Consider the following 25,808-nt stretch of genomic DNA (forward strand, 5'->3'; position numbering starts at 1 on the left):
TTGGTGTTCCCGGGGTGGTCCCGGAGCCGATCCGGAAGGACACCATGGCCGCCACGCAGCAGAGCCCAGCGAAGACCCGCACGCCCCGCCTGCGGCGCAGCAACTGCCACCGTCCCGGGATCACCCGCCGCGGCCACGGCAAGGGCTTCTCCTACCGGCGCGCCGACGGCACGAAGGTGCAGGAGCCGGCCGAGCTCGAGCGGATCCGGCAGCTGGCGATCCCCCCGGCCTGGAAGGACGTGTGGATCAGCCCCCAGCCCAACGGGCACATCCAGGCCACGGGCGTCGACGACGCCGGGCGGCGCCAGTACCTCTACCACCCGCGCTGGCGGGAGCTGAAGGACCGCGAGAAGTTCGACCGCGTCCTGGACTTCGGCGACACGCTCCCGCAGGCCCGCCCGGCCGTCACCCGGCTGCTGCGCTCCGAGGGCGCCACGGCCGAGAAGGCCTGCGCCGCGGCCTTCCGGCTCATGGACGAGGCCGCCCTGCGCGTCGGCAACGAGGAGTACGCCCAGTCGAACGGCTCCTACGGCGTGACCACCCTGCTGGTCCAGCACGTCCGGGTGGACGGAGCGGACGTGCACCTCGACTTCCCCGGCAAGAGCGGGCACCGCTGGACGCTGAGCCTCCGGGACGCCGACCTCGCCGCCGCGCTCGCGCCCATGCTGGAGCGCGCCCCGGACGAGACCGCGCTCGCCCACCGGGACGAGGACGGGCAGTGGACCGGCATCACCAGCGCCCGGCTCAACGACTTCGTGCGGGACCGGTGCGGCGCCGGCTTCACCGCCAAGGACTTCCGCACCTGGCAGGGAACGGTGACCGCCGCGATGGCGCTCGCCGCCCGCGCCGACACCCGGCCCAGCGAGAGCGCCCGGAAGAAGGCCGTGTCCGCCGCCATGCGGGAGGTCGCCGAGCACCTGGGCAACACGGCCGCCATCGCCCGCAGCTCCTACACGGACCCCCGGGTGATCGACCGGTTCATGGGCGGCGAGACCATCGACGTCGGCACCTACCGGGCTGCGGAGCGGTCCCTGCGGGCGTTCCTCACCTGACGGCGAGCACCGCACCCCCTGGGCGTGCCGTTATCCTGGGACCATGCCTTCCCACGACTCCCGGCCCCCCGGAGGCGCGCACCGCGCCCCCGCCGGTCCGGACGAAACGGAGCCCCGAAGTACGGGTTCCCCTGACCGCACCGCCCCGTCCGAGGGGAGCGCCGCGTGCTAGAAGCATGGATCCTGCTCGCCGTGGCCGTTCTCCTGGTCCTCGGCAACGCCCTCTTCGTGGCCGTGGAGTTCGCCTTCCTGACCGTCAACCGCAACGAGGTCCGGGCCGCTGAGGAGGCCGGCGACCGGCGGGCCGCCGCCGTCGAGCGGGCCCTGACGAAGACCTCCACCAACCTCTCCGGCGCGCAGCTGGGCATCACGCTCACCAGCCTGATCGTGGGCTTCCTCGCCGGACCCTCGCTGGGCGTCCTCCTGGCGCAGGGGCTGGGCCTCACCGGGCTGTCCCCGGCGGCCGCCACCGGCATCGCCACGACGGCCGCGTTCGTGATCGCCACGTTCACCCAGATGGTCTTCGGCGAGCTCGTGCCGAAGAACTGGGCGATCGCCGAGCCGATGCGCGTGTCCCGGCTCGTGGTCCACCCGCAGCGGATCTTCATGCTGCTGCTGGGCTGGCTGGTGAAGATCCTCAACTCCTCCGCCAACTGGGTGCTCAAGCTGCTCGGGTTCACCCCCACCGAGGAGGTGGCCAGCGCGCGCACGGCCGGGGAGCTGATGGCCGTGGTCTCCCGCTCCGGGGCCGAGGGCACCCTGGACCCCGGCACCGCCGAGCTGGTGGCCCGGTCCATCGAGTTCGGCGACCGCACGGCCGCCGACGTCATGCGCCCGCGCCCGCAGGTCACCTTCCTCGATGACCACACCGTCCAGGACCTCGTGGAGATCTCCGCCGAGACCGGTCACTCCCGCTTCCCGGTGGAGGGCGACTCCGTCGACGACATCGTGGGTGTCGTGCACTTCAAGCACGCCCTCGCGGTGCCGTACGAGGACCGGGGCACGCGCACCGTGCGCGAGATCGCGGTCCCGGCCACGACCGTCTCCGCGTCCATGACCCTGGACCCGCTGCTGCGCGAGCTGCGCAGGCCCGGCCTGCAGCTGGCCGTCGTCGTCGACGAGTACGGGGGGACCGCCGGGATCGTCACCCTCGAGGACCTGATCGAGGAGATCGTGGGGGAGATCGACGACGAGCAGGACGAGACGGTCGCCCGGTACCGCCGCACCCGCGACGGGGCGATCTCCGTGTCCGGGCTGCTGCGTCCCGACGAGCTCGGCGACGTCATGGGCCTCGAGCTGCCCGAGGGGGAGGAGTCCGACACCCTCGGCGGGCTGATGGCGGAGAAGCTCGACCGGCTGCCGCTGGCCGGGGACACGGTCTCGTTCGAGGCCGTCGACCACGTCCACCGCGACGACGACAACCTGCCCACCAGCACCGACGTCACCCTCACCGTGGTCCGGCTGGACGGGCACCGGGTGGACCGGATCGTCGTCCGGCGCGGCGACGCCCGCCGGGCCGACACCGGCGCCACGTCCGCCGAGAAGGCCGCCGGGACGTCCGCCGAGAAGGCCGCCGGGACGTCCGCCGAGAAGTCGGCGCAGACCTCCTTCGGGAGGGCCGGCGATGCGGGCGGCTCCACGGCCGCCGACACCGAGGGAGGTGGGTCCCGATGAGCGAGGGCCTCGCCATCCTGTTCCTGGTCCTGCTGCTGGGCGGCAACGCGTTCTTCGTGGCCGCGGAGTTCGCCATGGTCTCCGCCCGCCGCGACCAGATCGAGCCGAGGGCCGCAGCCGGCTCCGGCGCCGCCAGGTCCGCGCTGAAGGGCATCGAGGACGTCTCGACGTCACTGGCCGCCACCCAGCTGGGCATCACCGCGTGCTCCCTGCTGATCGGCGCCGTGGGGGAGCCCGCGATCGCCCACCTCATCGAGGGCCCCATGGCCGACCTCGGGGTGCCCGAGGGGCTCGTGCACCCCGTGGCCCTGGTCATCGCCCTGCTGGTCGTCACCTTCTTCCACATGGTGATCGGGGAGATGGTGCCCAAGAACATGGCCATCGCCAAGCCCGCGGCCTCGGCCCTGCTGCTGGGCCCGGTCCTGCGGGTCTTCGTGCTGGTCTTCCGTCCCTTCATCTGGCTGATGAACCAGTCCGCGAACCTCGTGGTCCGCCACGTGCTGAAGGCCGAACCCCGGGACGAGGTCGCCTCCTCCTTCACCTCGGACGAGGTCGCCGGGTTCGTCGCCGAGTCGGGCCGCGAGGGCCTGCTCGACGAGGACGAGATCACCCTGCTCACCGGGGCGCTGCAGTTCGAGCACCTCACCGCGGAGGACGTGGCCATCCCCGCGGAGCAGCTGCGCACCGTGCCCCGCTCCGCGACCGTGGCGGAGCTGGAGCAGATCTGCGCGGGCACGGGCTTCTCCCGGTTCCCCGTCCGGGACGACGACGGGACGCTGGTGGGCTACGTCCACGCCAAGGACCTGCTCGGGACCCCGGCGGAGCGCCGCCACGCCCCCGTCCCGCCGGAGGCGGTCCGGCGGCTCGGCACGGTTCCCGCCGGCGCCAAGCTGCAGCAGGTCGTGCGCGCCATGCAGCAGCGCAACGCCCACCTGGCCCTTGTCGAAGGACAGGGGTCGACGGCCGGGGCCGCCTCCGTCGTCGCGCTCGAGGACGTCCTCGAGGAGCTGGTCGGGGAGGTCCGGGACGCGACCAGCCGCCCGTCCTGAGCCGGCTCCGGCGGCGCGGGGCCCTCGAGGCCGCCGCGCCGCCGGACCGTCCGAGGCGGGAGCCTACTCGACGACGGTGACGGTGGCCTCGGTGAGATAGGGCTCGGAATCACGGTTGACGAGGTAGTTGGCGGTGCCCTCGTCCGTCATCAGCATCAACCGGTCGCGGTCCTCCGGCTCGCTGAACACGTCCCCCGCCTCGACGGTGCCGGTGGCCTCGACCGAGTCGCCGGGGCGCAGGTCGGCGGGCATCTCCGTCACGAACACGATCGTCTGCTCGTCGCCCATGGTCAGGAACTCCTCGCCGAAGATCTCCTCCACCTCGTTGGTCAGGGTGATCTCCTCCCCGACCAGCTCCTCGGTGGGGACTCCGGACTGGTCCAGCTGGGTCAGCTGGGTCTCGTCCTGGCAGGCGGTCAGCAGCAGCGACCCGGCCAGGCCGGCCGCGGCGAGGGTCAGGGTGCGTCGGGTCATCAGCGTGCTCCTCGGGGTTCGGGTGGGACGTGCTCCGGTCTGAGTGCATCGATCTGGGACCACCCACCCTAGCCGCCGGAGCCGCCCGGCGACACGGTGGCGACCGCCGTCCCCGCCGTCCCCGGCGCCCAGGGCCGGGCCGGAACCGGACCGGCGGACTCCGCCGGGAGCGTCAGGACAGCTCCACGGAGGTGGCCGAGTAGCCGAAGCCGACGACGTCGTCGCGGCCGTCGCCGTTCACGTCCCCGAGCAGGCGCGGGAACCGCGCCGGGTCCCAGCCGGCCGACCAGCCGAAGGCGGTGGACGTCAGCTCGGGCCCGAAGAAGGCGTTGTCGTCCCCGTAGGCCACGTGCACACCCGCGTTGCCGAATCCGACCACGTCCAGGATCCCGTCGCCGTTGATGTCCGCGAGGTCCCGGGGGTGCTGGTCGGTGCGCCAGCCCTGCGCGATGCCGAAGTCGGCGAGCTCGAGGGTGACCGGGAGGTACTTCGGCTCGCCCGGGGCGTAGGGCCGGGAGTAGGCGGCGAGGACGCCGCGGTGGCCGAACCCGACGACGTCCGGGGCGAGGTGCCCGCTGACGTTGCCGACGTCCCGGGGGTGCTGGCCGACCCGCCAGCCCTGGGCGTATCCGAAGTCGCGGACCTCCAGGGCGGGCTGGGTGAACGTGTCGCCCAGCGCCGAGAAGTAGGAGACGTACGTGCCGGCGTCCCCGAGGCCGACGATGTCGGCCGTTCCGTTCTCGTCCATGTCGGTGAGCATCCGCGGGTGCCGGTCGACCCGCCAGCCACGGTCCCAGCCGTAGCTGTCGATCCGCTTGCCGGTGCCGGAGAAGGTGCGGTCCGACCGGCCGTGCGAGATCGTCACGCCGGAGTACCCGAAGCCGACGACGTCCGCCGCGCCGTCCCCGACGAGGTCGGCCAGCTCGCGGACGTGCTGGTCGACCCGCCAGCCCTGGTTCCAGCCGAACTCCCGGACCTTCAGCGCCGGCGCCGTGAAGCTGCCGTCCGGCTGCGCGTAGGCGACGAGCACCCCGGCGTCGCCGAAGCCGACGAGATCGGCGCGGCCGTCGCCGTCGACGTCGGCGACCTGCCGCGGGTGCCGGTCGGTGCGCCAGCCCTGCGCGGTGCCGAAGTCGCGGACCCTCAGCACCGGCGCGGCGAAGGTGCCGTCGGCCCGGCCGTGGGCGACGAAAACGCCGGGGTCGCCGAAGGCCACCACATCGGCGCGTCCGTCCCCGTTGACGTCGGCGAGCTCGCGCACGTGCTGGTCGACCCGCCAGCCGTCGACGTAGGAGAGGAATCCCTGGGTGGACACGGCGTGGGCCGGTCCGGCGAGGGCGATGCCGGTGGCGGTCAGTGCCGTCGCGGAGACCCCGGTGAGCAGACGGGCCATCGGTGAGCGTTTCATGGTGGAACCTCCAGGTTCCGGAAGCGGAGAACGCGGTCCGGGTCGCCGGACCTCGGGTGGGAGCCGGTCGACCTCCACCGACCGGCGTCTGGCCGTGGGCTCGGCCGGGGTCCCGGGACCGTGGTCCACCGGTGACTGCTTTCCGCCGAGCGGACGGAACTGCTGGTGGGACCAGTCTAGATCCGCGCGTATGCCATCGCTAAGTGTTCTCCGCTCCGTGCCGAATCGTTATCCCGGAGCCCGCCCGGGGACCTGGGCCTGGCCCGGACCCCCGGGGGGCCTTCAGCGGCGGATGCCGCGCCGGAAGTACAGGACCGGGCCCACGAAGTTGATCGCGATGATCGCCGCCCACTTCCCCTTGCCGCCGCTGACCTCCTCGGCGGGACGCAGCGCGAGGTCCGCCCAGGCAGTGGCCGCCAGCGAGACCTGCACGGACGCCAGCGTCAGCAGCAAGGTCTGCTGCCCCGGCGTGAGGTCCTTCCACTGGATGCTCTTCCGGCCGGTGCGCCTTCTCGTTCCGGTGCGCGTCATGGTCGTCCTCCCGGTGCTCGGGGACCCGGTGGTCCCGGCGGCCGCTCCGTGGGCGGCCCGTGGCTCTCATGCTGGTGCGGGCGCCGCCGGCAGTCAACGCCCGCCTCCCGCGCCGGTGCCCGGCGCCGCTCAGACGCTGATGTCGGGCCACAGGACGCGGAAGGCCACCGTGTAGCCGGCGACCCAGGCGAGGGCCAGGACCAGCAGCGCGGCCCCGGCCACGGCGACCACCCCGCGGCGGTGCCGGATCGCGCCCGCCAGGTGCAGGGCGGCGGGCACCACGCCCAGGACGCCGAGCAGCAGGAGCGCCTGCCCCAGGCGGGTGAGGGGCCGCAGCAGGGACAGGTCCGGCTGGACGCTCGCGGCGAAGAGGACCAGCCCCGCGAGCACGGCCGCCGGGGCCGCGAAGGCCAGCCGTCGCACCCGCCGGGCCCGGGCGCCGGTCCCCGGTGGACCCCACCGCCGGCGCCGCCGCAGCCGGTTCACCGGCCAAGCGACCAGGGCCAGGACGAGGACCAGCAGCGCCGCGAGCAGCAGCAGGTGGGGCACGAACAGGCCGTGCCAGGCGCTCACCCTGCCGTCGGTGCGGTAGGCGACCAGCGCGACGTCCCGGACGGTGCCGTCGTCGCCGGTCCGCGCCGCGAGGGTGGCCGTGCCCCCGGGCTCCCGCCACAGCCACGGCTCCACCTCGCGCATCGTGGCGGTGGGAGCGGCCAGGGACCCGACGCGGATCGTCCCGTCCGGGCCGGCGCGCACCGTGGTGATCCCCAGCGCCCCCACCAGCGCCGCGGCGCTGGACTCCGCCCGCCGTTCGCTGCGGTAGTGGCCGGCCACGGCGGCGGTCCGCTCCTCGGTGCCGGGCGGGGACGCGGGCTCCTCCCGGGAGGGCGGGGCGACGTAGCGGCGGGCGAACTGCTCGACCAGCTGCTGCCGCAGCACCGCGGTGCTGAGCGCGCGCACCCCGTTGCCGTTGACGGAGACGAACAGGCCCGTGTCCGCGTCGGGGAACAGGGCCAGCTCGCTGTGGAACAGGTTCGTGTCGCCGCCGTGGGAGAGCACCCGCTGCCCCCGCACCTCGTGGCCGCGGAAGCCCAGGGTCATCTGCTCGGCGGCACCGAGCCCGCCGAGGGACGCGGGCGGCAGCGCCGGGGCGTGCATGGCCGCCATCGCCTCCGGGCCGAGGACGGCGTCGGGGCCGTGGCCGAGGTGCAGGTTCAGGAACGCGGCCATGTCCCGCGCGGTGCTGCTCACGGACCCCGCGGGCGGCACGGAGATGTGCTCGAAGGGCGCGGCCGCAGTCTCCGGGGCGGGGAAGCCGCCGGCCAGCCGGCCGGCGAGCGCCGCCGGCAGCGGCTGCTCGGCGGTGCTGGAGGTCATGCCCAGCGGCTCGAGGACCTCCCGGCGCACGTACTCCTCGAAGGGGACGCCGGTGACTTGCTGGACGACGTAGCCGGCCAGGGCCAGGCCGTAGTTGGAGTACGCCGGGGTGGTGCCCGGCGCGAAGATCTGCGCCGGCGGGTCCTCGGCCAGCTCGGTGTGCAGGTCACGGACCTTCCCGGGGTCCGGGGTGATGAGGTGGTCCACGCGCTCCTCGAAGCCGGCGGTGTGGCTGAGCAGGTGCCGCAGCGTCACCGTCCCCCGGGGGAGCTCGAGCGGGAAGTCGAGGTGCTCGCGGACGTCGGCGTCCAGGTCCAGGGCACCGCGCTCCACCTGCTGCAGCACGGCCGTGGCGGTGAAGAGCTTGGTCAGCGACCCGATCCGGAACAGGTGGTGCCCGGGGTCCACCGGGGTGGCGCCCGGCACGGGCCGGGGACGGTCCGCCGCGCCGAACCCGCGCAGCGCCACGATCTCGCCGCCGGAGACGACCGCCACCGTCGCCCCCGGGAGCCGCTCGGCGTCCAGGAGAGCCGGGACCAGGCCGTCGAGCCACGGGCCGACGTCCTCGGCGGTCAGCTCCCGCACGCCCTGCTCCTCCTGGCCTCCGCGCTCCGGCGCGGCGGCGGAGGGCGCCACCGGGTGCGCGAGCAGCAGCAGCGCCACGAGGAGCAGAGCGAGCAGCGCCCCCTGCGCCCGCGGGGGCGCCGCGGGGAACGGCGGCGGTGCCGGGAACCGGTGCGCGCGCATGAGCCCATCCTGCTCCTCCACCGGGTCCCGTGTCCGAGTGTGACCGGGGAATCCGGGCGTCCGCCCGGCCCGGAACGGGACCGGCGCCGGGCCGCCGGTCTAGCCTGGGGGCATGACCCGGTCCCGGACCCTGTCGCAGCCCGCTCCCGTCCCCGTCCTGTGGCCGGTCGCCGGAGCGGCCGCCGGACTGCTCTCCGTGCTCCTCGGCATCGCCGGAGGGCTCATGGAGACCGCGCTCTCCGGCCCCTGGCCGGCCGCCGGGGACCCCGCTGTCGGGCCGTTCCTGGGGCGCAACCGTGGCCCCCTGCTGGCGCAGAGCATGCTCTTCGTCCTCGGCCAGGGGGCACTGGTCTGCTTCCTCGGCTGGGTGCGCGCCCGCCTGCTCCGGGCGGAGGGCCCGCCCGGCACGGTCTCCGCCGTGGCCTTCGGCGCCGGGCTCCTGGCCGCGGCCCTGAACATCGCCGGCCAGGGGGTGCAGCTCGTGCTGACCATGCCGGCGGCGGCGTCGATGGACGCGGGGACGGCGGCCGCGGTGATGGACCTGTGCGTGGTCCTCCTCGCCCTGGCCAACCTGCCCCTCGCCGTCTCGTTCGCCGCCGTCGCCGCGCTCTCCCTCGCCCGCGGCGCGTACCCGCGGTGGCTCGGCGGGATCGCCGCCGGGGCGGCCGCCGCGGCCCTCCTCTCCGTCTTCTCCCTCGTGCCCACCGCGGGGCCGCTCTCCCCGCTCGGCGGGCTCACCACGGCCCTGCGCCTGGTGCCCGTCCTGTGGTACCTGCCGGCGGCGGTCGTGATGCTCCGGGACCGGCCGTGACCGGGCGGCTGCCGCGCGGCGCGCGCCGGCACTGGGCGGCCCTGGAGCGCCCGGGATCGCAGCCACCGCCCGCGGTGGACGCCGCGGCGGTGGCCGCCCTGCCCGAGCCCGCACGCCGCTGGCTGGAGCGGGCCGTGCCGCCCGGCACCCCGGCGTGGTCCGTGGCGGAGCTGTCGATGCGCGGCGAGATCCGGCTCGGCGGCTCCTGGCGGGCGTTCTCCGCCCGGCAGGTCCTCGTCCCCGGGACCGGCTTCGTGTGGGCCGCCCGCACCCGGGTCCTCGGCCTGCCGGTCGCGGGCTACGACCGGTACGGCCCCGGCGGGGGCGAGCTGCGGTGGCGGCTGCTGGGTCTCGTGCCCGTGATGTCGGCCGCCGGCCCGGACATCACCCGCAGCGCCGCCGGCCGGCTCGCCGGGGAGAGCATCACGGTTCCCCCGGCCTGCCTGGGTGCCGAGTGGTCCGCGGGCCCGGACCCGGACACCGCCGTGATGTCCTGGGTCCTCGACGGGGTGCGCGAGGACGCCCTGCTCCGGGTCGACCCGGAGGGCCGGCTCCGGGAGCTGAGCATGCAGCGGTGGGGAGATCCCGACGGCACCGGGTTCGGCCGTCACCCCTTCGGGGTCGCGCTGTCCGAGGAGGCCGACGTCGGGGGCGTGCGCGTGCCCACGGTCCTGCGCGCCGGCTGGGCGTGGGGGACGGACCGGCAGGCCGCGGGCGAGTTCTTCCGGGCGAGGCTCGAGGACGTCCGCTTCCGCTGAGCTCCCACTTCTGTCCGGCCGGCCGTCCCGGGAGGGCGCCGGCTCAGCGGGCCGGGTCCTGGCGCTCCGGGCCCTCGCCGGGCAGGTCCCGCGACCGGTCGTGCGGCCGGTCCTGCTGCCGGTCCGGCGTCCGGTCGTGTGCCCCGGCGGACCAGGGCGCCGCCGGGTGGGGCGGGGGCTCCACGGGACCCTGGTCGAGCCGGAACGGCGGGTACTCGTCGCGCAGGAGCAGCACGTAGGCGAGGACCCGGTTGACCCAGCGGTTGATGCCCATGACCAGGGCGAAGAGCTCGGGACGGTAGCGGCCCGTGAAGAGCAGGAGCACGGCGGCCACGAGCACGAGCAGCCCGAGCAGGGACGGCCCCCAGCTGGTGGTCGTCGTGCCGTCGTCGCCGCTGCGGCTGGTGCTCCACGTGCTCCCGCCGCCGGTGAGCACCCCGAGGATCAGCAGGTGCGGGATCGCCAGGAGCCACCACTTCACGAGCACCAGGCCGCGGGAGAGCCGCTCCGGGGGCGCGATCTCCAGCTCCGCCGGGTAGTCCGCGCGGGCCAGGCTGAAGGGCGGGTACCGGTCGGTGCCCAGGGCCGAGTAGGAGTAGAACCCCACCCGCCAGCTCCACCGCAGGACCCCCACGCTGAAGGAGAACCACGAGGGCGGGTACCGGCCCGTGAACAGCACGGCGACGCCGGCGGCCACCGTGGTGACCACGAGCGCGAACCACAGCACCGCCAGCACGATCAGGTGCGGGACCACCAGCAGCCACTTCACCAGCCACAGCCACCGGGACAGTCCCGCGTCGAGGAACCCGCTCAGGCGCACGGGGGAGACCGGCCGCGGGGCCCCGCTCCGGTCCGGGGCCCCGGCGAGCGCCGCGCCCGGGCCCGTGCCGCGCGGCGGCGTGCGCGGATCGATGTCCCGGCCCAGTCCGGCGGCGCCGAGCAGCAGCAGCGGGATGCCCACGACCACGCCGGCCAGGCCGCCCACCAGCTGGCCGCCGGCCAGGGGTCCCAGGAGGTCGGAGCGCGCCCCGAGCTGCAGGTCCGCCCAGACCGGCCGGGTGGCGTCCGCGTTCATCACCACGAGCGTCCAGCTGCCCGAGCGCAGGTCCAGGGTCAGCTCCCGGGTGCCGGTGCCCTGGTCCGAGTCCGCCCAGAAGGTCTGGTTCCCGGGCCGGTCGGGCACCCGTTCGCCGGGCACACGGGACGGGGCGTCGTCCCCGGACTCCGTGGCGCTGCCGAGCTCGGCGTGGGCGACGCCGTCCAGGTACCGGTCGACGTCGTCGGTCCCGGCCACGCCCACGAAGATCTCCTGCTGCGGGTCCGCCGCCGTCACGCGCACCTGCACCCGGCCGAGCTGGTCGAGGAAGGGCACGGGCGAGACCTGCGCGTCGCCGACGTCGAGCACGGCGGGCGGTCCGACCAGGGCGTAGGTGATGGTCTGGTGCCGGTCCGGGGACGTCGTGAGGAAGCGCCCGTCCTGCTGGGCCGCGGCGGCGCCGGCGAGGACGAGGCCGCTGACGAGCGCCGCCAGGGCCAGGGCGGTCAGGACGGCGCCCAGGACCAGCAGCACCCACTGCCCGGGCCTGGTGCGGCGCGGGGTGCCGTGTCGGGCGGTCGGGCGGGGCGGGCGGGTTTCGGGGTGCTCGTGCATGGGAGCTCCTGCGGGATCGGCCGGGTGGGGTCGGAAGGGCGGAGTCGGAGTGGCGGAGCCGGACGGGGGCCGGTCCCGGTGCGGGGCGTCCGGGTGGTCAGAGTGTGTCGGCGAGGCCGCGGCCCCAGGCGAGCGCGCGCTCCTCCTCCCCGGGGACCAGCTCGTTGCCCATGGTCACGAGGAAGCTCTCGGGCTCCGCGACCAGTTCGTAGCCGTGCTCCTGGAGGGCGCGGACGATCTTCTGCGAGGCGCGGCCGGTGAGCATCGCCGGGCCCTTGACCCGGGTGTCGAAGGCGGCCGCCCGGCCGGTCCCTGCGTCGAGGGCGGCCAGCCACTCGCGGACCCCGGGACCGGCGGCCGAGCCGTCCACGTCCAGGTGGTGGCGGGAGGCGTCCCGCACGGCCTGCTCGCGGGAGTTCTCCCGGCTCAGCCCGTGGCCGTGGGTGGGGGCGCCGACCACCAGCACGTCACCGGCACCCGGTGGGCGCCGCTGGGCCTCGGTGGTCGAGCGCACCTCCGCGGGGACCCCCGCCTCCGTGAGCCCCCGGACGATCGCCTCGGCGATCCGGTGGGTGTTGCCGTACATGGACTCGTAGACCACCAGGACGGTCACGGCGGGTCTCCTCTCTGTGCTCCGGTCGCTGTGCTCCGGTCGACGCGTTCTGCCTGCTGCGGTGCTGTCCCCGGCGTTCCCTTCCGTGCGGCCGGCCCGGCGGTGCGGGCCGTCCGCGGGGCCGCGGCTCACACGCGCAGGACGGCTGCTCCCGTGATGCGGTCCGCGGCCAGGTCCGCGAGGGCCCGGTCCGCCGCGCGCAGGGGATAGGGCACGGTGGTGGGGCGCAGCCGCAGCCGGGCGGCCAGCTGCAGGAACTCCTCGCCGTCCTGCCGGGTGTTGGCGGTCACGCTGCGCAGCTGCCGCTCCTGGAAGAGCTCCGCGGCGTAGTCGAGGGCCGGGACGTCGCTGAGGTGGATCCCGGCGACGGCGAGGGTGCCGCCCCGGTCCAGAGCGCGCAGCGCCGGGGGCACGAGCGTGCCCACGGGGGCAAAGAGGATTGCCGCGTCCAGCGGCACCGGGGGAGGCTCGTCGGCCTCGCCCACGAAGGCGGCGCCCAGCTCGCGGGCCAGCGCGCGCGCCTCCGCCGAGCGGGTCATGACGTGGACCTCCGCGCCCTGGTGCAGGGCCACCTGGGCGGCGAGGTGGGCGGAGGCCCCGAAGCCGTAGATGCCCAGCCGGCCCCCGGGCGGCAGCTGGGCCCGCCGCAGCGCCCGGTAGCCGATGATCCCGGCGCACAGCAGCGGGGCCGCGTGCTCGTCGTCGAACTCCTCGGGCAGGCGGTAGGCGAAGGCCTCGGGGGCCAGGGTGAGCTCCGCGTAGCCGCCGTCCTGGTCCCACCCGGTGAAGCGCGGGGCCGTGCAGAGGTTCTCCCGCCCGCGGCGGCAGAACCGGCAGCGGCCGCAGGTGTGCCGCAGCCACGCGACGCCCACGCGCTCACCCTTCCGGAACCGGCCGCACCCGGGGCCCGCGCGCACCACCTCGCCGACGATCTCGTGGCCCGGGATCACGCCCGCCCGGTGCAGAGGGAGATCGCCCTCCACGAGGTGCAGGTCGGTGCGGCACACCCCGCAGGCCCGCACCCGCACGAGCAGCTCCCCGGCTCCCGGCACGGGGTCGGGGCACTGCCCGAACCGCATCGGCCCGCCGGCGGCGGGACCGGGCTCATCGATCCACCACGCACGCATGCTGTCCTCGTCGATCCCCCGGGGAGGGCTCCGGCCGCGGCCGTGACCCCTGTCCTGCTCCGAGTCTAGGAACGGAACACGGGCTCCAGCCGGAAACGACGAATGTTAATGCCCCGTCCGCCGTTCCCGTCCCCCCGGTCCCCTGCCCGGGACGGCCCAGCGCAGGCGGGTCCGCCCCGCGGGGGAACGCCCCGGCACGGGCGGGCCCGGATGTCAGCGGGAGGTGTTCCCAACCGGGGCGCGGGGGACGACCATGGGGGACGAAGGACCGCCCGGGGGCGGGCCGCGTCGCCGGCCCCCGGGCACAGCCGTCCCGGCGCGCGACGAGAGGACTCAGGCATGACCGAGCGCATCGACCACTGGCCCGCGGGAGCCCCGTGCTGGGCGGACATCATGGTCTCGGACCTGGACCGTTCCATGGACTTCTACGCCTCCGTGCTCGGGTGGCGGTTCACGCCCTCCGATCCGGCGTACGGCGGCTACTGCAACGCCCTGGTGGACGGCGAGCCGGTGGCGGGGTTGTCGCCGGCGCTGCCGGACATGGAGGACGACCCGCACGCGTGGGCCGTCTACCTCGCGTCCGACGACATCGCGGCCACGGGCCGGGCCGCGGTGGCGGCCGGCGCCCGTCAGCTGTTCGAGCCGATGGCCGTGGGCCGCTTCGGCACCATGGGCGTGTGGATCGACCCCACCGGGGCGGCCTTCGGGGTGTGGCAGCCGCAGGAGCACACCGGCTTCAGCATCGTCGGCAAGCACGGGACCGTGGCCTGGTGCGACCTCCTGACCTCCGACCAGGCGGCCGCCGAGCGGTTCTACGCCGAGGTGTTCGGCTACACGTACCAGGACATCGGCACGCGGCACGAGGCGTACGCGGTGTTCACGGTCCCGGGCATGGACCGCACGGCCGGCGGGATCGGCGTGCCCGCCGAGGACGTCGACCACCTGCAGCAGGCGCCCCCGCTGTGGTGGGTCTGCTTCGAGGTCGACGACGCCGACACCGCGGCCGAGCGGGTCGTCGCCGCCGGGGGCGCGCTGGTCCAGGAGCCGGAGGAGTTCGGCTACGGGGAGCTGGTGTTCGCCGCCGGCCCGGACGGCGAGCGCTTCGCCATGATGGGCCCGTCCTCGGAGGACTGGACCGAGGAGGAGGACGACGAGGAGGACGAAGAGGACACCGGAGGGAACACCGGCGAGGACGACGGCCGGCCGTGAGCGCGGCCGCCGGCCGCCCGGCGCCTCAGGACGGGTGCCTCAGAACATGCCCACCACGGCGCCGACGAACCACAGCACCGCGAACAGCGCCACGAGGCCGAGGATGACCGCCAGCGCGATCTTGCCCTTCGCGGAGTCCCCGCGGTGCTCGACGTCGAGGTCGGGGTTGTCGGGCCCCACCCCCACGCCGGCGTCGGGCGGGGTGTCGCCGTCGATGCTGCGCCCGGACTCCTCGTTCAAGGCCTCCCGGGCCTTCTCCGGGTCGTTGCGCGCCTGCTCGGGATTGATGTCGGCCACGGGGTCCTGCTTCCTTCGGTCGGACGTGCTGGAACGGGTGTTCCCAGCAGAATAGCAAGCCTGCTGGTGAAATGGGTCGCCCGCTCGGGGACCGGTCCCGGTCCTCCGGCACGGAGCGTGCGCCGGGGCCCCGCGCCCTCCGCCGCCCCGGCCGCCGGTCAGGACAGCGGTGCGGCCGCGGCCAGCCCCGCGAGCACGGCGAGCACGGTCAGCGCGCCGGTGCCCGCGGCGTTGAGCAGGGCGCGGAGCGGGCTGCCGTCCCGGGCCAGCCGCACGGTGTCGGCCATCGCGGTGGAGAAGGTGGTGTACCCGCCGCAGAAGCCGACCACGGCGGCCGCGGCGGCGGGCCCGCCCAGCGTCCCGGCCAGCGCGGCGCCGGAGAGGAGCCCGGCCAGGAAGGAGCCGCTCACGTTGACGACCACGGTGCCGGCGGGGAAGGCCGTGGCCCACCGCTGCCGCACGGCCCCGTCCACCGCGAACCGGGCCATCGCCCCCAGCCCGCCGAGGAGGCAGATCAGCAGGGCGGTCACGCGCGCCGCCCCCGGGCCGCGAGGACGGTGCCGGCGAGGCACGCCAGGAAACCGCACCCCAGGGAGATCCCCACGTAGGCCAGGGCCTGCCCCGCGGCGCCGCCGGCCAGCATCCGCTCCGCCTCCAGCGCGAGCGAGGAGAACGTCGTGAACCCGCCGAGCGCCCCGGTGCCCACGCCGAGACGCAGCAGCATCCCGCGGGGCGTCTCCTCGCCGCGCCGCAGGAGGGACTCCAGGAGCATGCCCAGCAGGAAGGCCCCGAGCAGGTTCGCGGCCAGGGTGGCCAGCGGCCAGCCGGCCACCGCCGGCAGCAGCGCGGCGAGGCCGTGGCGGGCTCCGGTGCCCAGCGCGCCGCCGGCTCCCACGGCGAGGACCAGCAGCAGGCGCCGGTGCGGCGGTCGGCTCATGGGGGCTCCTCGGGGGCGGGCTCCGGCGGGGGAGCGGTCGGCGGCTCGATCCTACCGGCGGGTCCGTAGGATGTCGGGGTGCAGACGATACGCGGTGCCCGGATCCTCCTGGCCCTCAAGACCTCGCTGGCCGTGGCCCTGTCCTGGGTCGTGGCCCAGCGGATGCCCGGAGTGATCGACGACTACCCGTACTATGCCCCGCTGGGCGCGATCTCCGCGATGTACCCGACCGTGCTGGGCTCGGTGCGCGCGGGCCTGCAGACGGTCGCCGGCATCGCCCTGGGCATCATGCTGGCCGCGGGAGTCCTGCTGATCGGGGATCCCAATCTCGTGACCGTGTCGGTGGCGGTCGGCCTGGGCGTGCTCCTGGCGGGCATCCGTCAGCTCGGGGCCGGAGCGGAGTACGTCCCGGTCGGAGCCCTGTTCGTGCTCATCGTCGGGGGCCAGGACGCGGAGGGCTTCTCGGCGGGCTTCCTCGTGCAGATGTCCGTGGGCGTCGCGATCGGCCTGCTCGTCAACGTGACGGTCATCCCGCCCCTGGACTTCCGCACCGCCCGGCTGCAGCTCGACCGGCTGCAGAACGTCGCGGTCGACTACCTCGAGGACGTCGCCGGGGAGCTCGCGGAGCCCGGGACCACCGGGGGACGGGATTGGCGCCAGCGCAACCACGCGCTCGTGCGCATCACGGGCGAGGTGCGCGAGGCGGTCGACGAGTCGGCGCGCAGCGCCCGCGGCAACCCCCGGATGGTGCTCCGCCGCCGCCGGCGCCGCGCCGGGGCCTCGGCGGACCCCGGCTACGACTCCCTGCTGAAGCTCGAGAACGTGATCTTCCACCTCCGGGGCTTCACGGACGCGCTGCGGGAGCTCTACGACCACGAGCAGCACGACTGGCTGGTGCCCGCCGCCCTGAGCGCCCGGCTCGCCGAGGCGGTGCAGTCCGCCGCCGACGCGGTGCGCGCGTGGGCCGACGGCGAGGACCCCGAGGAGGCGGCCGAGCGGGTCCGCTCCCTGGTGGGCCGGCTCCACGCCGAGCTCACCGACCCCTCGCGGGCGGAGGACCGGCTGGTCATGGCCGCGGCCCAGGACCTCGCCCGGCTCGTGGCGGTCCTGGACCCGCCGACCGCCCCGACGGCGGGCAGCAGCGCCGTGACGCGGGGCTGAGGCCCGCACCGGCCGCGGGGCGGCGCCGTTCCCGGTGCCTGCGGGCCCCGGGAACGGCGCGCGGCTCAGGCCCGGCTGCGCCGCCGCAGGCGCAGGGCGACCGCCGCGCCCAGGGCGGTCCCGGCCACGAGCAGCCCGGCCAGGAGGCCGGGGCGCTGCTCCGGCTCCGCGGCGGCCGTCTGCATGTTGAGGCCCGGATTGACGGCCGCGGTCGCGGTCCCGGCGGGGGCCTCCACGACGGGGGCCTCGGCCACGGGGGCCTCGACGACGGGAGCCTCCACGACGGGAGCCTCCACGACAGGCGCGACGGGCGCCGGCGCGACCTCCACCGGGGCGGGGGCCACCGGGGCCACGGGTGCGGCGGGGGCCTCGCAGGCCACGATGGCCTGCTCGAGGAGCACGAGGAACTGGCCGACCGCGGCCTCGTCGAGGGCCAGCTGTGCCAGGAGAGCCTCGAAGGCCACGGCGGCGTCGGCGAGGGCCTGCTCGGCGACAGCGGGGTCGAGCGTGCCGAGCGCGGCGGCGAGCTCCTGGTCGAGCTCGAGGAGGCGCGCCTCGGCCTGGGCGATCGCCGCCGGGTCACCGGACTCCTGGGCGGCCATCAGCGCGGCCCCGGCCGCCTCCAGCTCCTGCAGGCTCGGCCCGCCGGCACCCCCGACGAGTGCGGCGTACTGGGCCTCGGCGGCGGCCAGGGACTCGGCCGAGGAGTCGAGGGCCGCGAGCGAGTCGGGCGTGAGGCCCGCCCCGGCCAGCGCCGCGTCCAGCTGGGCCGTGGCCTCCAGGCAGGCGGGATCCCCGGGTGCGGCGAGGGCCGCCGGGGTGCCCGTGAAGAGGCCTCCGGCCAGCATCGCGGCCGCGGCGCCCGTGGCCGCCCATGTCTTTCCAGCAGTCATGTCCTGTGTCTCCTGTGCTCGGTCCTCGCCCCGGGGCCACCCCGCGGCCGGCAGCGCGCGGCAGACCTCCCCCCGGCGTCACCGGTCCGCGCGCGGGGTGACAGGAAATGTCGTGCTGCTGGTCGGGCGGCGTGCGCCCCGGAGCTCGCGGAGATCCGGGGCGCGTCCGACGGACTGCTGTGCCGTCAAAGTACGCGCCGGTAGCCTTCGTTGGCAATAGTGAATCGACGGGTCGGGGCGGAGCCCTCCGGGCCGTCCGCCCGGAGGGGTCCGCAGGCCGGTGGAGGCGGGGATCCTGTCCCGCGCGCGCAGGACCGGGTGCGGGCACGCCGCGACCCCCGGGTGCGTGGCACCCGGGGGTCGCGGCGATCGGAGAGCCCTCCGCCGGAGCGGAGCGCGGGTCAGTGGGCGGCCACGGAGTCCTGGGCGGCGGCCCAGGCGGCGTAGGAGCCTTCCAGCTCGACGACGTCGTAGCCGGCGTGGCGCAGGGTGGAGGCCACGACGGAGGAGCGCAGCCCGCTCTGGCAGTAGGTCACGATCGTGCCCTGGGCCGGGAGCCGGTCCAGGTTCCACAGGACCCGGCCGCCGTGCAGCTGCACGGAACCGGGCACCGAGCCGGCGGCGTGCTCGCTCACGGCGCGCACGTCCAGCAGCATCGCCTTGTCGAAGGCCTCGACCTCCTCCGGGGCCACCAGACCCGGGGTGGACCGCGGCAGCCCCTCCACGGTGGTGACGTAGCCGGCCACGGCGTCGATGCCCACCCGCACCAGGTGGTCCCAGAACTCGTCGGCGGCCTCCTGCTGGTCCTCGGCCAGCAGCACCAGCGGGCGGGGGTCGGTCTCGGGGTTCACCGCCCAGGCGGCGTAGGTGGCGATGGACGTGCCGGCCGGGATGTTCAGCGCCCCGGTCACGGTCCCGGCGTGCACCTCCTCGGCGGAGCGGGTGTCCACGAAGGTCACCTCGTCGGCGGCCAGGCGCTGGGCGACCTGCTCGGTGTCGAGCTCGGGCAGCGGGGCCCGCTCGCCCATGACGGCCGGGCCCCGGCGGTTCTGGTGCTTCATCCGCCCGAAGTAGAACGGGGCGTCGGGCTGGCCCTCGAGCAGCTCGGCGACGAAGCCGGCCTCGTCGTCGGCGGCCAGGTAGGGGCCCCACCAGGCGTAGAGGCGCTCGTAGCCGACCGTGGTGGAGGGGATCGCGCCCAGGGCCTTGCCGCAGGCCGAGCCCGCGCCGTGGCCGGGGAAGACCTGGACGTGGTCGGGCAGGGTCAGGAACTTCTGCTGGAGGCTGGCGAACATCTGCTGCGCGCCGAGGAAGCGGGTGTCCGCCCCGCCGGCGGCCTCGTCGAGCAGGTCCGGGCGGCCCAGGTCGCCGGAGAACACGAAGTCGCCGGTGAGCAGGTACCCGGGGGCGTCGGCGAAGGCGCCGTCGGTGACCAGGAAGGACAGGTGCTCGGGGGTGTGGCCCGGGGTGTGCACCGCGGCCACCACGATGTTGCCGATGCGGATCTCGTCACCGTCGTGCAGACGCTCCGCCTCGAACTCGTACTGCCAGTCCTCCCCGCCCTCACCCGAGACGTGCATGGTGGCCCCGGTGGCGGCGGCCAGCTCGCGGGTGCCGGAGAGGTAGTCGGCGTGGATGTGGGTCTCGGTGACCGCGGTGATCTCCATGCCGTTCTTGACGGCCAGGTCCCGGTAGACCTCGATGTCGCGGCGGGGATCGACCACCAGCGCCTGGCCGGTGGCCTGGCAGCCGATGAAGTAGCTGGCCTGGGCGAGGTCCTCGTCGTAGATGCGCTCGATCAGCATGGTGCTCTCCTTGGTTCGCTGGTTGGTGACGCGTGCCCCGTCGGGGCTTCCCGCGTCGTGCTGAGCACAACGATAATACCCCTGGGGGTATAGCGCAAGTACCCCCGGGGGTATTTAGCGGGCGGGGCGCCGGGATCGTTGCCGGCGGGTGCGGTGCCGCTCGACCGCCTCCTGGTAGGACGCCACGAGGGCCTCGGTCGCGGCCCGCCAGCCGAGGCCCTCCGCGTCGGCCCGGCCGGCCGCGCCCATCCGCGCGCGCAGGGCCGCGTCGTCGAGCAGCCGGGCCAGGCCGCCGGTGAGCGCGTCCGTGTCCCCGGGCGGCACGAGCAGTCCGGTCCGCCCGTCCTGCACCGCGAAGGGGATCCCGCCGGCCCGGGCGCCCACCACCGGCACCCCGCTGGCCAGGGACTCCAGGGCCACGAGCCCCAGGGTCTCCGTGGTGGACGGGAACGCGAACACGTCCGCCGAGGCGTAGGCGGCCGCCAGCTCCTCCCCGGCGAGCCGCCCCGGGAAGACCACGGGGGCGCCCGCGAAGCGCCGTTCGAGCTCCGCCCGGTGCGGGCCGTCGCCCACCACGGCGAGCCGGGTGCCCGGCAGCCGCCGCAGCGGTTCGAGCAGCGCCGCCACGTTCTTCTCCCGCGACAGCCGCCCGACGGAGAGCACCAGGCGGTCGCCGGGGTGCCCGTCGGTGAGCCGGGCACGCATCGCGGGGGACGCCTTCGCGGGGTGGAACAGCTCCGTGTCGACGCCCTTGGGCCACAGCGCCGTGCCGCGCACGCCCAGGGCCTCCGCGCGTTCCACCATGGGGTCCGACGTGCACAGCGTGATGCCGGCGAGGTTGTGGGTCGTGCGGATCCATCGCTCCACGGGCCGGCGCAGGACGCCGAGCCCGTGCCTGAACGCGCTCATGTACTGCGGCACGTCGGTGTGGAAGGACGCGAGCAGCGGCAGGTCCCGGGCCCGGGCCGAGAGGGCGCCCCACGCGCCGAACCACACCGGGTTCACGGCGTGCACCACGTCGGGGCGGAACGCCGACACGGCGCGCTCGGCCCGCGGGGACGGCAGGCCTCCCCGGACGTCCCGGTACCAGGGGAACGCCACGGACGGGACCCTGAGCACCCGGTGCGGGCCCCAGTGCCCGGGCGGGTTCCCCGGCGTGAGCACGAGCGCCTCGTGGCCGAGCTCCCCGAGCTCGTCGAGGGTGCGCGTCAGGCGCGTCACCACCCCGTCGACGTTCGGGACGAAGACGTCCGTGTACAGCGCGATCCGCATCCGCCGGCTCAGGCGCCCACGGCCACGGGGTGGGCCGGCCGCGACGGGACGCCCGGGCGGCGGCGGGCGTTCCACACGGACGTCGCCGGGATGCGGGAGAGGTCCACGCGGTGGGCCCAGCGCACGGCGGTCTGCTCGACCTCCCGGAGCAGGCCCTCCGACAGGGTGGTGGGTCGCAGTCCGAGGTCCAGGAACGCGGCGTTCTCGACGTGCAGGTCGTTCTCCGCGAACTCCTGGCGGGGGTTGGGGACCGTCTCCACCTCCGCGCCGGTGAGCCCGGCCACGAGGCGGGCGAGGTCGCGGACCCGGTGCGTCTCCGTCATCTGGTTGAAGATCTTGACCCGGTCCCCGGCCTCCGGCGGGTTCAGCAGGGCGAGCTCCACGCACCGGACCGTGTCCTGGAGGTGGATGAACGCGCGGGTCTGCCCGCCCGTGCCGTGCACGGTCAGCGGGTGCCCGACCGCCGCCTGGACGAGGAAGCGGTTGAGGACCGTGCCGTAGTCGCCGTCGTAGTCGAAGCGGTTGACGAGCCGCTCGTCGAGCGCCGTCTCGGCGGTGCCGGTGCCCCAGACGATGCCCTGGTGCAGGTCGGTGATCCGCAGCCCGTCGTTCTTGGCGTAGAACGCGAACATGGTCTGATCCAGCACCTTGGTCATGTGGTAGAGCGAGCCGGGGTGTGACGGGTAGAGGATCTGCTGGGCGACGCCGCCGCGCGGGCCGGGGACCTCCACGTCCAGGTAGCCCTCGGGGATCCGCATCCCGGCGGTGCCGTACCCGTAGACGCCCATGGTGCCCAGGTGCACGAGGTGGACGTCCAGGCCGGACTCCACGATCGCGCACAGCACGTTGTGGGTGGCGTTGACGTTGTTGTCCACGGTGTAGCGCTTGGTGCGCGGGCTCTTCATGGAGAACGGCGCCGCCCGCTGCTCCGCGAAGTGCACCACGGCGTCCGGGCGCTCGATGACGAGGAGGTCCAGGAACGCCTCGTAGTCCTCGGCGAGGTCGATCTCGGCGGTGCCGAGCCGCCGGCCCGTGCGCTCCGCCCACGCCGCCAGTCGCTCGTCGAGGCCGCGGATGGGGGTCAGCGACTCCGTCCCGAGCTGGACGTCGATGGCGCGCCGGGAGAGGTTGTCGACCACGACCACGTCGTGGCCGCGCGCGGACAGGTGCAGGGCGGCGGGCCAGCCGCAGAAGCCGTCACCGCCGAGGATCAGGATCTTCACTGGTGCTCCGTTCCCGGCCCGGCCGGTGCCGGGCCCGTCGTGTCGGTGTCGGTGTCAGCGTGGAGGACGCGTGTGAACCCGGAGTGAACGGTCCTGGACCAGCTGCTGGTGCCCGAACGAACCGGGGCCGACCGCCCACGCCGGACCGGCCAGTTCCCGCAGCTCGTGGGGCAGATAGGCGCGGCGCAGGGAGCGCAGCCCGTCGGTGCGCAGGAACGAGCCCGCGGCCAGGGGCAGGACGCCCACCGCGTACAGCCGGTAGGCCGCCGGGCTGCGCACGAGGTCGTTGTGCACCACGAGCCGGCCGGCCAGCCGCTCGGAGTCCGCCACGAGCTCCCGCACGGGCCCGGGGTCCAGGTGGTGGAGCAGGTGGTTGGAGACCACCACGTCGAACGTCTCGCCGGCCGTGACGAGCTCCCGGCTGGTGACCCGCCGGAAGGCCGGGGGCGCCGCCCGCGGGTGCCGGACCGCCCAGCGGGCGGTCCGTGCCGACGCCCAGCGGTGGGCGCGGGCGTCCGGGTCGATGCCGGTGATGCGCAGGTCGATCCCGTCCCGCTGCGCCCACCGGGCCAGGGCGCGCGCGACGTCCCCGCCGCCGCAGCCGACGTCCAGGAGGCTCAGCGGGCGGCCGGTCGCGGCGAGGGGCCGGATCCGGTGCCGGTAGGTGGCGGACCAGCCGGCGACCAGGGAGTTGACGAGGTCGAAGCGCGCGTAGGTGCGCTCCAGCGCGGCGAGGTCGCAGCCGGGGTCGTCCATGAGCTCGCGCAGCCCGGCGTCCCGCCGGGAGAGGTCGGGCCGGGCGCGCGGCAGGACGGAGGGCATCTGCCCATTCTGCGCAGGACGACACGATCCGCCAAGGAGCGCGGCGGGCCGGGAGCGGCGTGCCGTGCCGTCACTAGACTGGGGATCTCTGCCGGCGCCGGGCAGGAGCAGACGGGAGAAGGGGGCCGCGTGGGACACACCGTGCGTGCCGTGGGCTCGTCGCCCGCGCCGTGGATCGGTCTCGCGAGCGCGTGCTGGGCCGCCAACGCCGCCCTGGGCGCGTCCGTGGGCGCCGGGCTCGTGCGCACGGGCCGGTTCCGCTGGATCCACCACGCCCTCTACATCGCCACCACCACCACGACGGCGGCCGCCGCGCTCCTCGCCGCCTGCTCGTCCTCCGCCTCCGGGCGCGCCGCGGGCCGAGCCCTGGCGCCGGCGCTGCTGCCCCTGCTCGCCCTCCCGCGCATCGGCACGCCGGCCCAGGGGCACCCGCGCCGCCACGCGCTCGCGGCGCTGTCCGCGGCACCGTTCTACGCCGCGGCCCTGGGCCGCGCCCGCGCCGCCCGCGGACCGACCCGCCCGTCCTGACCCGATCCGCCCGATCTGACCGGAGAGCACATGGAGTTCCTCGACGTCGTCTTCAACCGCCGCACCACGAACGGCCCGTTCCTGCCGGAGCGGGTGTCCCCGGAGCACCAGAAGCTGCTGCTGCGCACGGCCGCGGCCGCGCCCTCCCAGTTCAACAGCCAGCCCTGGCGCTTCGTGCTGATCGAGGACCGGGGGACCATCGACCGGATCGCCCGGATCAGCGCCGACTCGATGACGCAGGTGATGGCCGAGGGGACGTTCTTCGACCGGTACAAGCGCTACTTCCGCTTCAGCAAGCAGGAGATGGACGAGCAGCGCTTCGGGATGCTCTTCGACAAGCTGCCCGCGGTGCTGCGCCCCTTCACCAAGAAGGCGTTCACCCCGGGCGGGCAGGCGATGATGAACCGGCTGCGGGTGCCGCAGACCCTGGGCGCGGAGAACCACAAGCTCGTGGCGGGGTCCCCGCTGCTGCTCGGCGTGATGCTCGACCGCCGCGAGTACCGCCCGGGGGAGCTCTCCGGGTTCTACTCGCTCTTCTCGATGGGCGCGGCCATGGAGAACCTGTGGCTGACCACCGTGGAGCTCGGCATGGGCATCCAGTTCATCTCCTTCCCCATGGAGGCCCCCGCCCGGTGGGCCGAGATCGTGGACCTCCTGGACGTGCCCGAGGACCTCGAGCTCATGGCCGTCTACCGGCTGGGCTACGTCCCGGAGGAGCACCGTCGCCCGGCGATCGACTGGTCCAGCCGGGAGCGGCGCCGGATCTCCCAGTACGTGTTCCGGGAGTCCTGCGCCACGCCGCAGCAGGGCTGGGACGACTGAGGGGCGCCGTCACCCTCCGGTGATGAGGGACGCGGCGCGCTCCGCGATCATCGCCGTGGGCGCGTTGGTGTTGCCGCTGGGCACCCGCGGCATGACCGAGGCGTCCACGACCCGCAGGCGGTCGATCCCGTGCACGCGCAGGTCCTCGGGGGAGACCACCGCGTCCGGGCCGGTGCCCATGCGGCACGTGCCCACCTGGTGGTGGTAGGTGGTGACGAACCTGTTGACGTAGGCGATCTCCTCCTCCTCGGTGCGCACCTCCGCCCCGGGGTAGAGCTCCTCGGCGCCCCATCCCTGCGCCAGCGGCGGCGCCGCGACCATCTCGCGGGCCTGGCGGAAGGAGGCCAGCAGCGCCTCGCGGTCGCGCGGGTCGTCGAAGATGTTCGGGTCCAGCTCCACGGGGTCCGAGACCCCCGGCCCGGTGAGCCGCACGGTCCCCCGGGAGTACGGCCGGACCAGCCCGGAGTGCAGGGTGAAGGCGTTCGCCGGCCCCGTCATCCCGTCGTCGTACATCGGGACCGAGAAGTGGATCGGCTGCGTGTCGGGCGCGTCCAGCTCCGGCCGGGAGCGCCAGAACAGGTGGGTCTGGGTGACGGACCAGTCGGAGGCGGGGTGCTCGATGGTGCGGTTCGTCGCCTCGGCGATGACGGGGGCCAGCAGGTGGTCGTGCAGGTTGGCGCCCACCCCGGGCAGGTCGTGGGCCACGGGCACCCCGACGTCGGCGAGGTGCTCGGCCGGGCCGATGCCGGAGCGCAGGAGGATCTTGGGGGAGTCGAGCGCCCCGGCGCACAGGATCACCTCGTCGGCGTGGATCCGCTCGGGGACGCCGTCCGGGTCGTCGAGGGGCACGACGGCCACGCCGACGGCGCGGGCCTCCTCGAGCAGGACCTTCTGGAGGAGCACGCCGGTGCGGACCGTCAGCCGCGGGTGGTCCTCCACCGGCGCCACGTACGCCATGTACGTGTTGAAGCGCCGTCCGTCGCGGACGTTGATCTGCTGCTGGGAGACGCCGTCGAGCGTGCCGGCGTTGTAGTCCTCGTTCCAGGGCACGCCCACGTGCTCGGCGGCCTCGACGATCGACTCGAAGATCGGGTTGAGCGGGTAGTCCTGCACCGCGGGGACCGGCCCGTCGGTGCCCCGGCTGCCGTCCGGGACCGCCCCGGCGGGCGGCACGTAGGCCTCGACCGCGGTGAACCACGGCAGCACGTCGTCCCAGCCCCACACCGGGCAGCCGTCCGCCGCCCAGGCGTCGTAGTCCTGCGCCGCGCCGCGCACCCAGATGGTGGCGTTGAGCGCGTGGGAGCCGCCGAGCACGCGCCCGCGGGGCCAGTGGATGACCCGGCCGTCCGCGTGCCGCTGGGGCACGGTGAAGTAGTCCCAGTCCTCGGGCGAGTGCCAGAGCTCGCCCAGGCGGGACACCAGGTGGATCGCCGGATTCAGGTCCTTGCCCCCGGCCTCGAGGAGGATCACCTCGTGGCCGGCGTCCAGGAGGCGGCGGGTCAGGATGCTGCCGGCGGTGCCGGCGCCCACGACGACGTAGGTCTTGGCGGTCTCGTTGTCCATGGCC

At 75.1% G+C, this 25,808-nt stretch carries 25 protein-coding genes; 9 read left to right on the plus strand and 16 right to left on the minus strand.

From position 1 onward, the window contains the following. Positions 1-44 precede the first annotated feature (44 nt). From AVL61_RS04165 to AVL61_RS04175, 3 genes are all read left to right on the plus strand, one after another. The gene (locus AVL61_RS04165; protein WP_058873243.1) at positions 45-1,052 is read left to right on the plus strand and encodes a DNA topoisomerase IB; all 1,008 of its coding nucleotides are present in this window, start codon (positions 45-47) and stop codon (positions 1,050-1,052) included. Between the two features lie 165 nt (positions 1,053-1,217). Further along, positions 1,218-2,726: a hemolysin family protein gene (locus AVL61_RS04170; protein WP_157571282.1), complete on the plus strand. Its 1,509-nt coding sequence runs from the start codon at positions 1,218-1,220 to the stop codon at positions 2,724-2,726. Then, complete coding sequence (locus AVL61_RS04175) at positions 2,723-3,775, plus strand: hemolysin family protein (RefSeq protein ID WP_058873067.1); 1,053 nt, start codon at positions 2,723-2,725, stop codon at positions 3,773-3,775. The genes AVL61_RS04170 and AVL61_RS04175 overlap by 4 nt, the downstream gene beginning before the upstream one ends. Positions 3,776-3,838: 63 nt before the next feature. Here the strand turns inward: AVL61_RS04175 and AVL61_RS04180 are convergent, their stop codons facing one another. The 4 genes from AVL61_RS04180 to AVL61_RS04195 form a co-directional block, all read right to left on the minus strand. Then, positions 3,839-4,249 (minus strand): hypothetical protein, encoded by a 411-nt coding sequence (locus tag AVL61_RS04180; RefSeq protein ID WP_058873068.1) that lies wholly within the window; start codon positions 4,247-4,249, stop codon positions 3,839-3,841. A gap of 172 nt (positions 4,250-4,421) precedes the next feature. Beyond that, positions 4,422-5,657 carry an FG-GAP repeat domain-containing protein gene (locus AVL61_RS04185; protein ID WP_058873069.1) on the minus strand — a complete coding sequence of 412 codons (1,236 nt, stop codon included), beginning with the start codon at positions 5,655-5,657 and terminating at the stop codon, positions 4,422-4,424. A 282-nt stretch (positions 5,658-5,939) separates the two neighbouring features. Further along, positions 5,940-6,188 (minus strand): hypothetical protein, encoded by a 249-nt coding sequence (locus tag AVL61_RS04190; RefSeq protein WP_058873070.1) that lies wholly within the window; start codon positions 6,186-6,188, stop codon positions 5,940-5,942. A gap of 129 nt (positions 6,189-6,317) precedes the next feature. Then, positions 6,318-8,312 carry a serine hydrolase domain-containing protein gene (locus tag AVL61_RS04195; protein ID WP_058873071.1) on the minus strand — a complete coding sequence of 665 codons (1,995 nt, stop codon included), beginning with the start codon at positions 8,310-8,312 and terminating at the stop codon, positions 6,318-6,320. A gap of 112 nt (positions 8,313-8,424) precedes the next feature. Between AVL61_RS04195 and AVL61_RS04200 the strand changes: the two genes are divergently transcribed. Both AVL61_RS04200 and AVL61_RS04205 read left to right on the plus strand, forming a co-directional pair. Next, positions 8,425-9,123, plus strand: coding sequence for a hypothetical protein (locus AVL61_RS04200; RefSeq protein ID WP_058873072.1), 699 nt, complete (start codon positions 8,425-8,427; stop codon positions 9,121-9,123). Next, complete coding sequence (locus AVL61_RS04205; protein WP_157571283.1) at positions 9,120-9,881, plus strand: DUF6544 family protein; 762 nt, start codon at positions 9,120-9,122, stop codon at positions 9,879-9,881. Before AVL61_RS04200 ends, AVL61_RS04205 begins: the two co-directional genes overlap by 4 nt. Before the next feature lie 43 nt (positions 9,882-9,924). Here the strand turns inward: AVL61_RS04205 and AVL61_RS04210 are convergent, their stop codons facing one another. From AVL61_RS04210 to AVL61_RS04220, 3 genes are all read right to left on the minus strand, one after another. Then, positions 9,925-11,532, minus strand: a complete 1,608-nt coding sequence (locus tag AVL61_RS04210; protein ID WP_058873073.1) for a DUF4389 domain-containing protein — start codon at positions 11,530-11,532, stop codon at positions 9,925-9,927. Positions 11,533-11,629: 97 nt separating this feature from the next. Then, positions 11,630-12,145: a flavodoxin domain-containing protein gene (locus AVL61_RS04215; protein ID WP_157571284.1), complete on the minus strand. Its 516-nt coding sequence runs from the start codon at positions 12,143-12,145 to the stop codon at positions 11,630-11,632. Between the two features lie 128 nt (positions 12,146-12,273). Beyond that, a complete protein-coding gene (locus AVL61_RS04220; RefSeq protein WP_058873074.1) occupies positions 12,274-13,272 on the minus strand; it encodes a zinc-dependent alcohol dehydrogenase family protein in 999 nt (332 codons plus the stop codon). Between the two features lie 339 nt (positions 13,273-13,611). Between AVL61_RS04220 and AVL61_RS04225 the strand changes: the two genes are divergently transcribed. Continuing rightward, entirely contained in the window at positions 13,612-14,481 is an 870-nt protein-coding gene (locus tag AVL61_RS04225) for a VOC family protein (protein ID WP_058873075.1), read from the plus strand. A 39-nt stretch (positions 14,482-14,520) separates the two neighbouring features. On the opposite strand, the gene AVL61_RS04230 is transcribed toward AVL61_RS04225, so the two are convergent. From AVL61_RS04230 to AVL61_RS04240, 3 genes are all read right to left on the minus strand, one after another. Further along, complete coding sequence (locus tag AVL61_RS04230) at positions 14,521-14,778, minus strand: DUF6480 family protein (RefSeq protein ID WP_082696946.1); 258 nt, start codon at positions 14,776-14,778, stop codon at positions 14,521-14,523. A 158-nt stretch (positions 14,779-14,936) separates the two neighbouring features. Then, positions 14,937-15,308 (minus strand): fluoride efflux transporter FluC, encoded by a 372-nt coding sequence (locus tag AVL61_RS04235; protein ID WP_058873076.1) that lies wholly within the window; start codon positions 15,306-15,308, stop codon positions 14,937-14,939. Then, positions 15,305-15,715 (minus strand): fluoride efflux transporter FluC, encoded by a 411-nt coding sequence (locus tag AVL61_RS04240; protein WP_058873077.1) that lies wholly within the window; start codon positions 15,713-15,715, stop codon positions 15,305-15,307. The genes AVL61_RS04235 and AVL61_RS04240 overlap by 4 nt, the downstream gene beginning before the upstream one ends. Before the next feature lie 78 nt (positions 15,716-15,793). On the opposite strand from AVL61_RS04240, the gene AVL61_RS17760 reads away from it, so the two are divergent. After that, on the plus strand, positions 15,794-16,876 hold the full coding sequence (locus tag AVL61_RS17760) for an FUSC family protein (RefSeq protein ID WP_058873078.1): 1,083 nt from the start codon (positions 15,794-15,796) through the stop codon (positions 16,874-16,876). 65 nt (positions 16,877-16,941) lie between these two features. Here the strand turns inward: AVL61_RS17760 and AVL61_RS04250 are convergent, their stop codons facing one another. The 5 genes from AVL61_RS04250 to AVL61_RS04270 form a co-directional block, all read right to left on the minus strand. Further along, the gene (locus AVL61_RS04250; RefSeq protein WP_157571285.1) at positions 16,942-17,769 is read right to left on the minus strand and encodes a hypothetical protein; all 828 of its coding nucleotides are present in this window, start codon (positions 17,767-17,769) and stop codon (positions 16,942-16,944) included. 401 nt (positions 17,770-18,170) lie between these two features. Next, positions 18,171-19,574 (minus strand): rhodanese-like domain-containing protein, encoded by a 1,404-nt coding sequence (locus AVL61_RS04255; protein ID WP_058873080.1) that lies wholly within the window; start codon positions 19,572-19,574, stop codon positions 18,171-18,173. Between the two features lie 114 nt (positions 19,575-19,688). Then, on the minus strand, positions 19,689-20,846 hold the full coding sequence (locus AVL61_RS04260) for a glycosyltransferase (protein ID WP_058873081.1): 1,158 nt from the start codon (positions 20,844-20,846) through the stop codon (positions 19,689-19,691). Positions 20,847-20,854: 8 nt separating this feature from the next. After that, positions 20,855-22,069 (minus strand): NAD-dependent epimerase/dehydratase family protein, encoded by a 1,215-nt coding sequence (locus AVL61_RS04265; RefSeq protein WP_058873082.1) that lies wholly within the window; start codon positions 22,067-22,069, stop codon positions 20,855-20,857. A 54-nt stretch (positions 22,070-22,123) separates the two neighbouring features. Then, positions 22,124-22,891 carry a methyltransferase domain-containing protein gene (locus tag AVL61_RS04270; protein ID WP_058873083.1) on the minus strand — a complete coding sequence of 256 codons (768 nt, stop codon included), beginning with the start codon at positions 22,889-22,891 and terminating at the stop codon, positions 22,124-22,126. A gap of 129 nt (positions 22,892-23,020) precedes the next feature. Here AVL61_RS04270 and AVL61_RS04275 point away from each other — a divergent pair, with 129 nt between their 5' ends. Continuing rightward, the gene (locus AVL61_RS04275) at positions 23,021-23,419 is read left to right on the plus strand and encodes a hypothetical protein (protein WP_058873084.1); all 399 of its coding nucleotides are present in this window, start codon (positions 23,021-23,023) and stop codon (positions 23,417-23,419) included. Between the two features lie 30 nt (positions 23,420-23,449). Next, the gene (locus tag AVL61_RS04280) at positions 23,450-24,241 is read left to right on the plus strand and encodes a nitroreductase family protein (RefSeq protein WP_058873085.1); all 792 of its coding nucleotides are present in this window, start codon (positions 23,450-23,452) and stop codon (positions 24,239-24,241) included. 9 nt (positions 24,242-24,250) lie between these two features. On the opposite strand, the gene AVL61_RS04285 is transcribed toward AVL61_RS04280, so the two are convergent. Then, the gene (locus AVL61_RS04285) at positions 24,251-25,804 is read right to left on the minus strand and encodes a GMC family oxidoreductase (RefSeq protein WP_058873086.1); all 1,554 of its coding nucleotides are present in this window, start codon (positions 25,802-25,804) and stop codon (positions 24,251-24,253) included. Between the last annotated feature and the right edge of the window lie 4 nt (positions 25,805-25,808).

It is taken from the genome of Kocuria rosea subsp. polaris (genome assembly GCF_001483755.1).
Classification (GTDB): domain Bacteria; phylum Actinomycetota; class Actinomycetes; order Actinomycetales; family Micrococcaceae; genus Kocuria; species Kocuria cellulosilytica.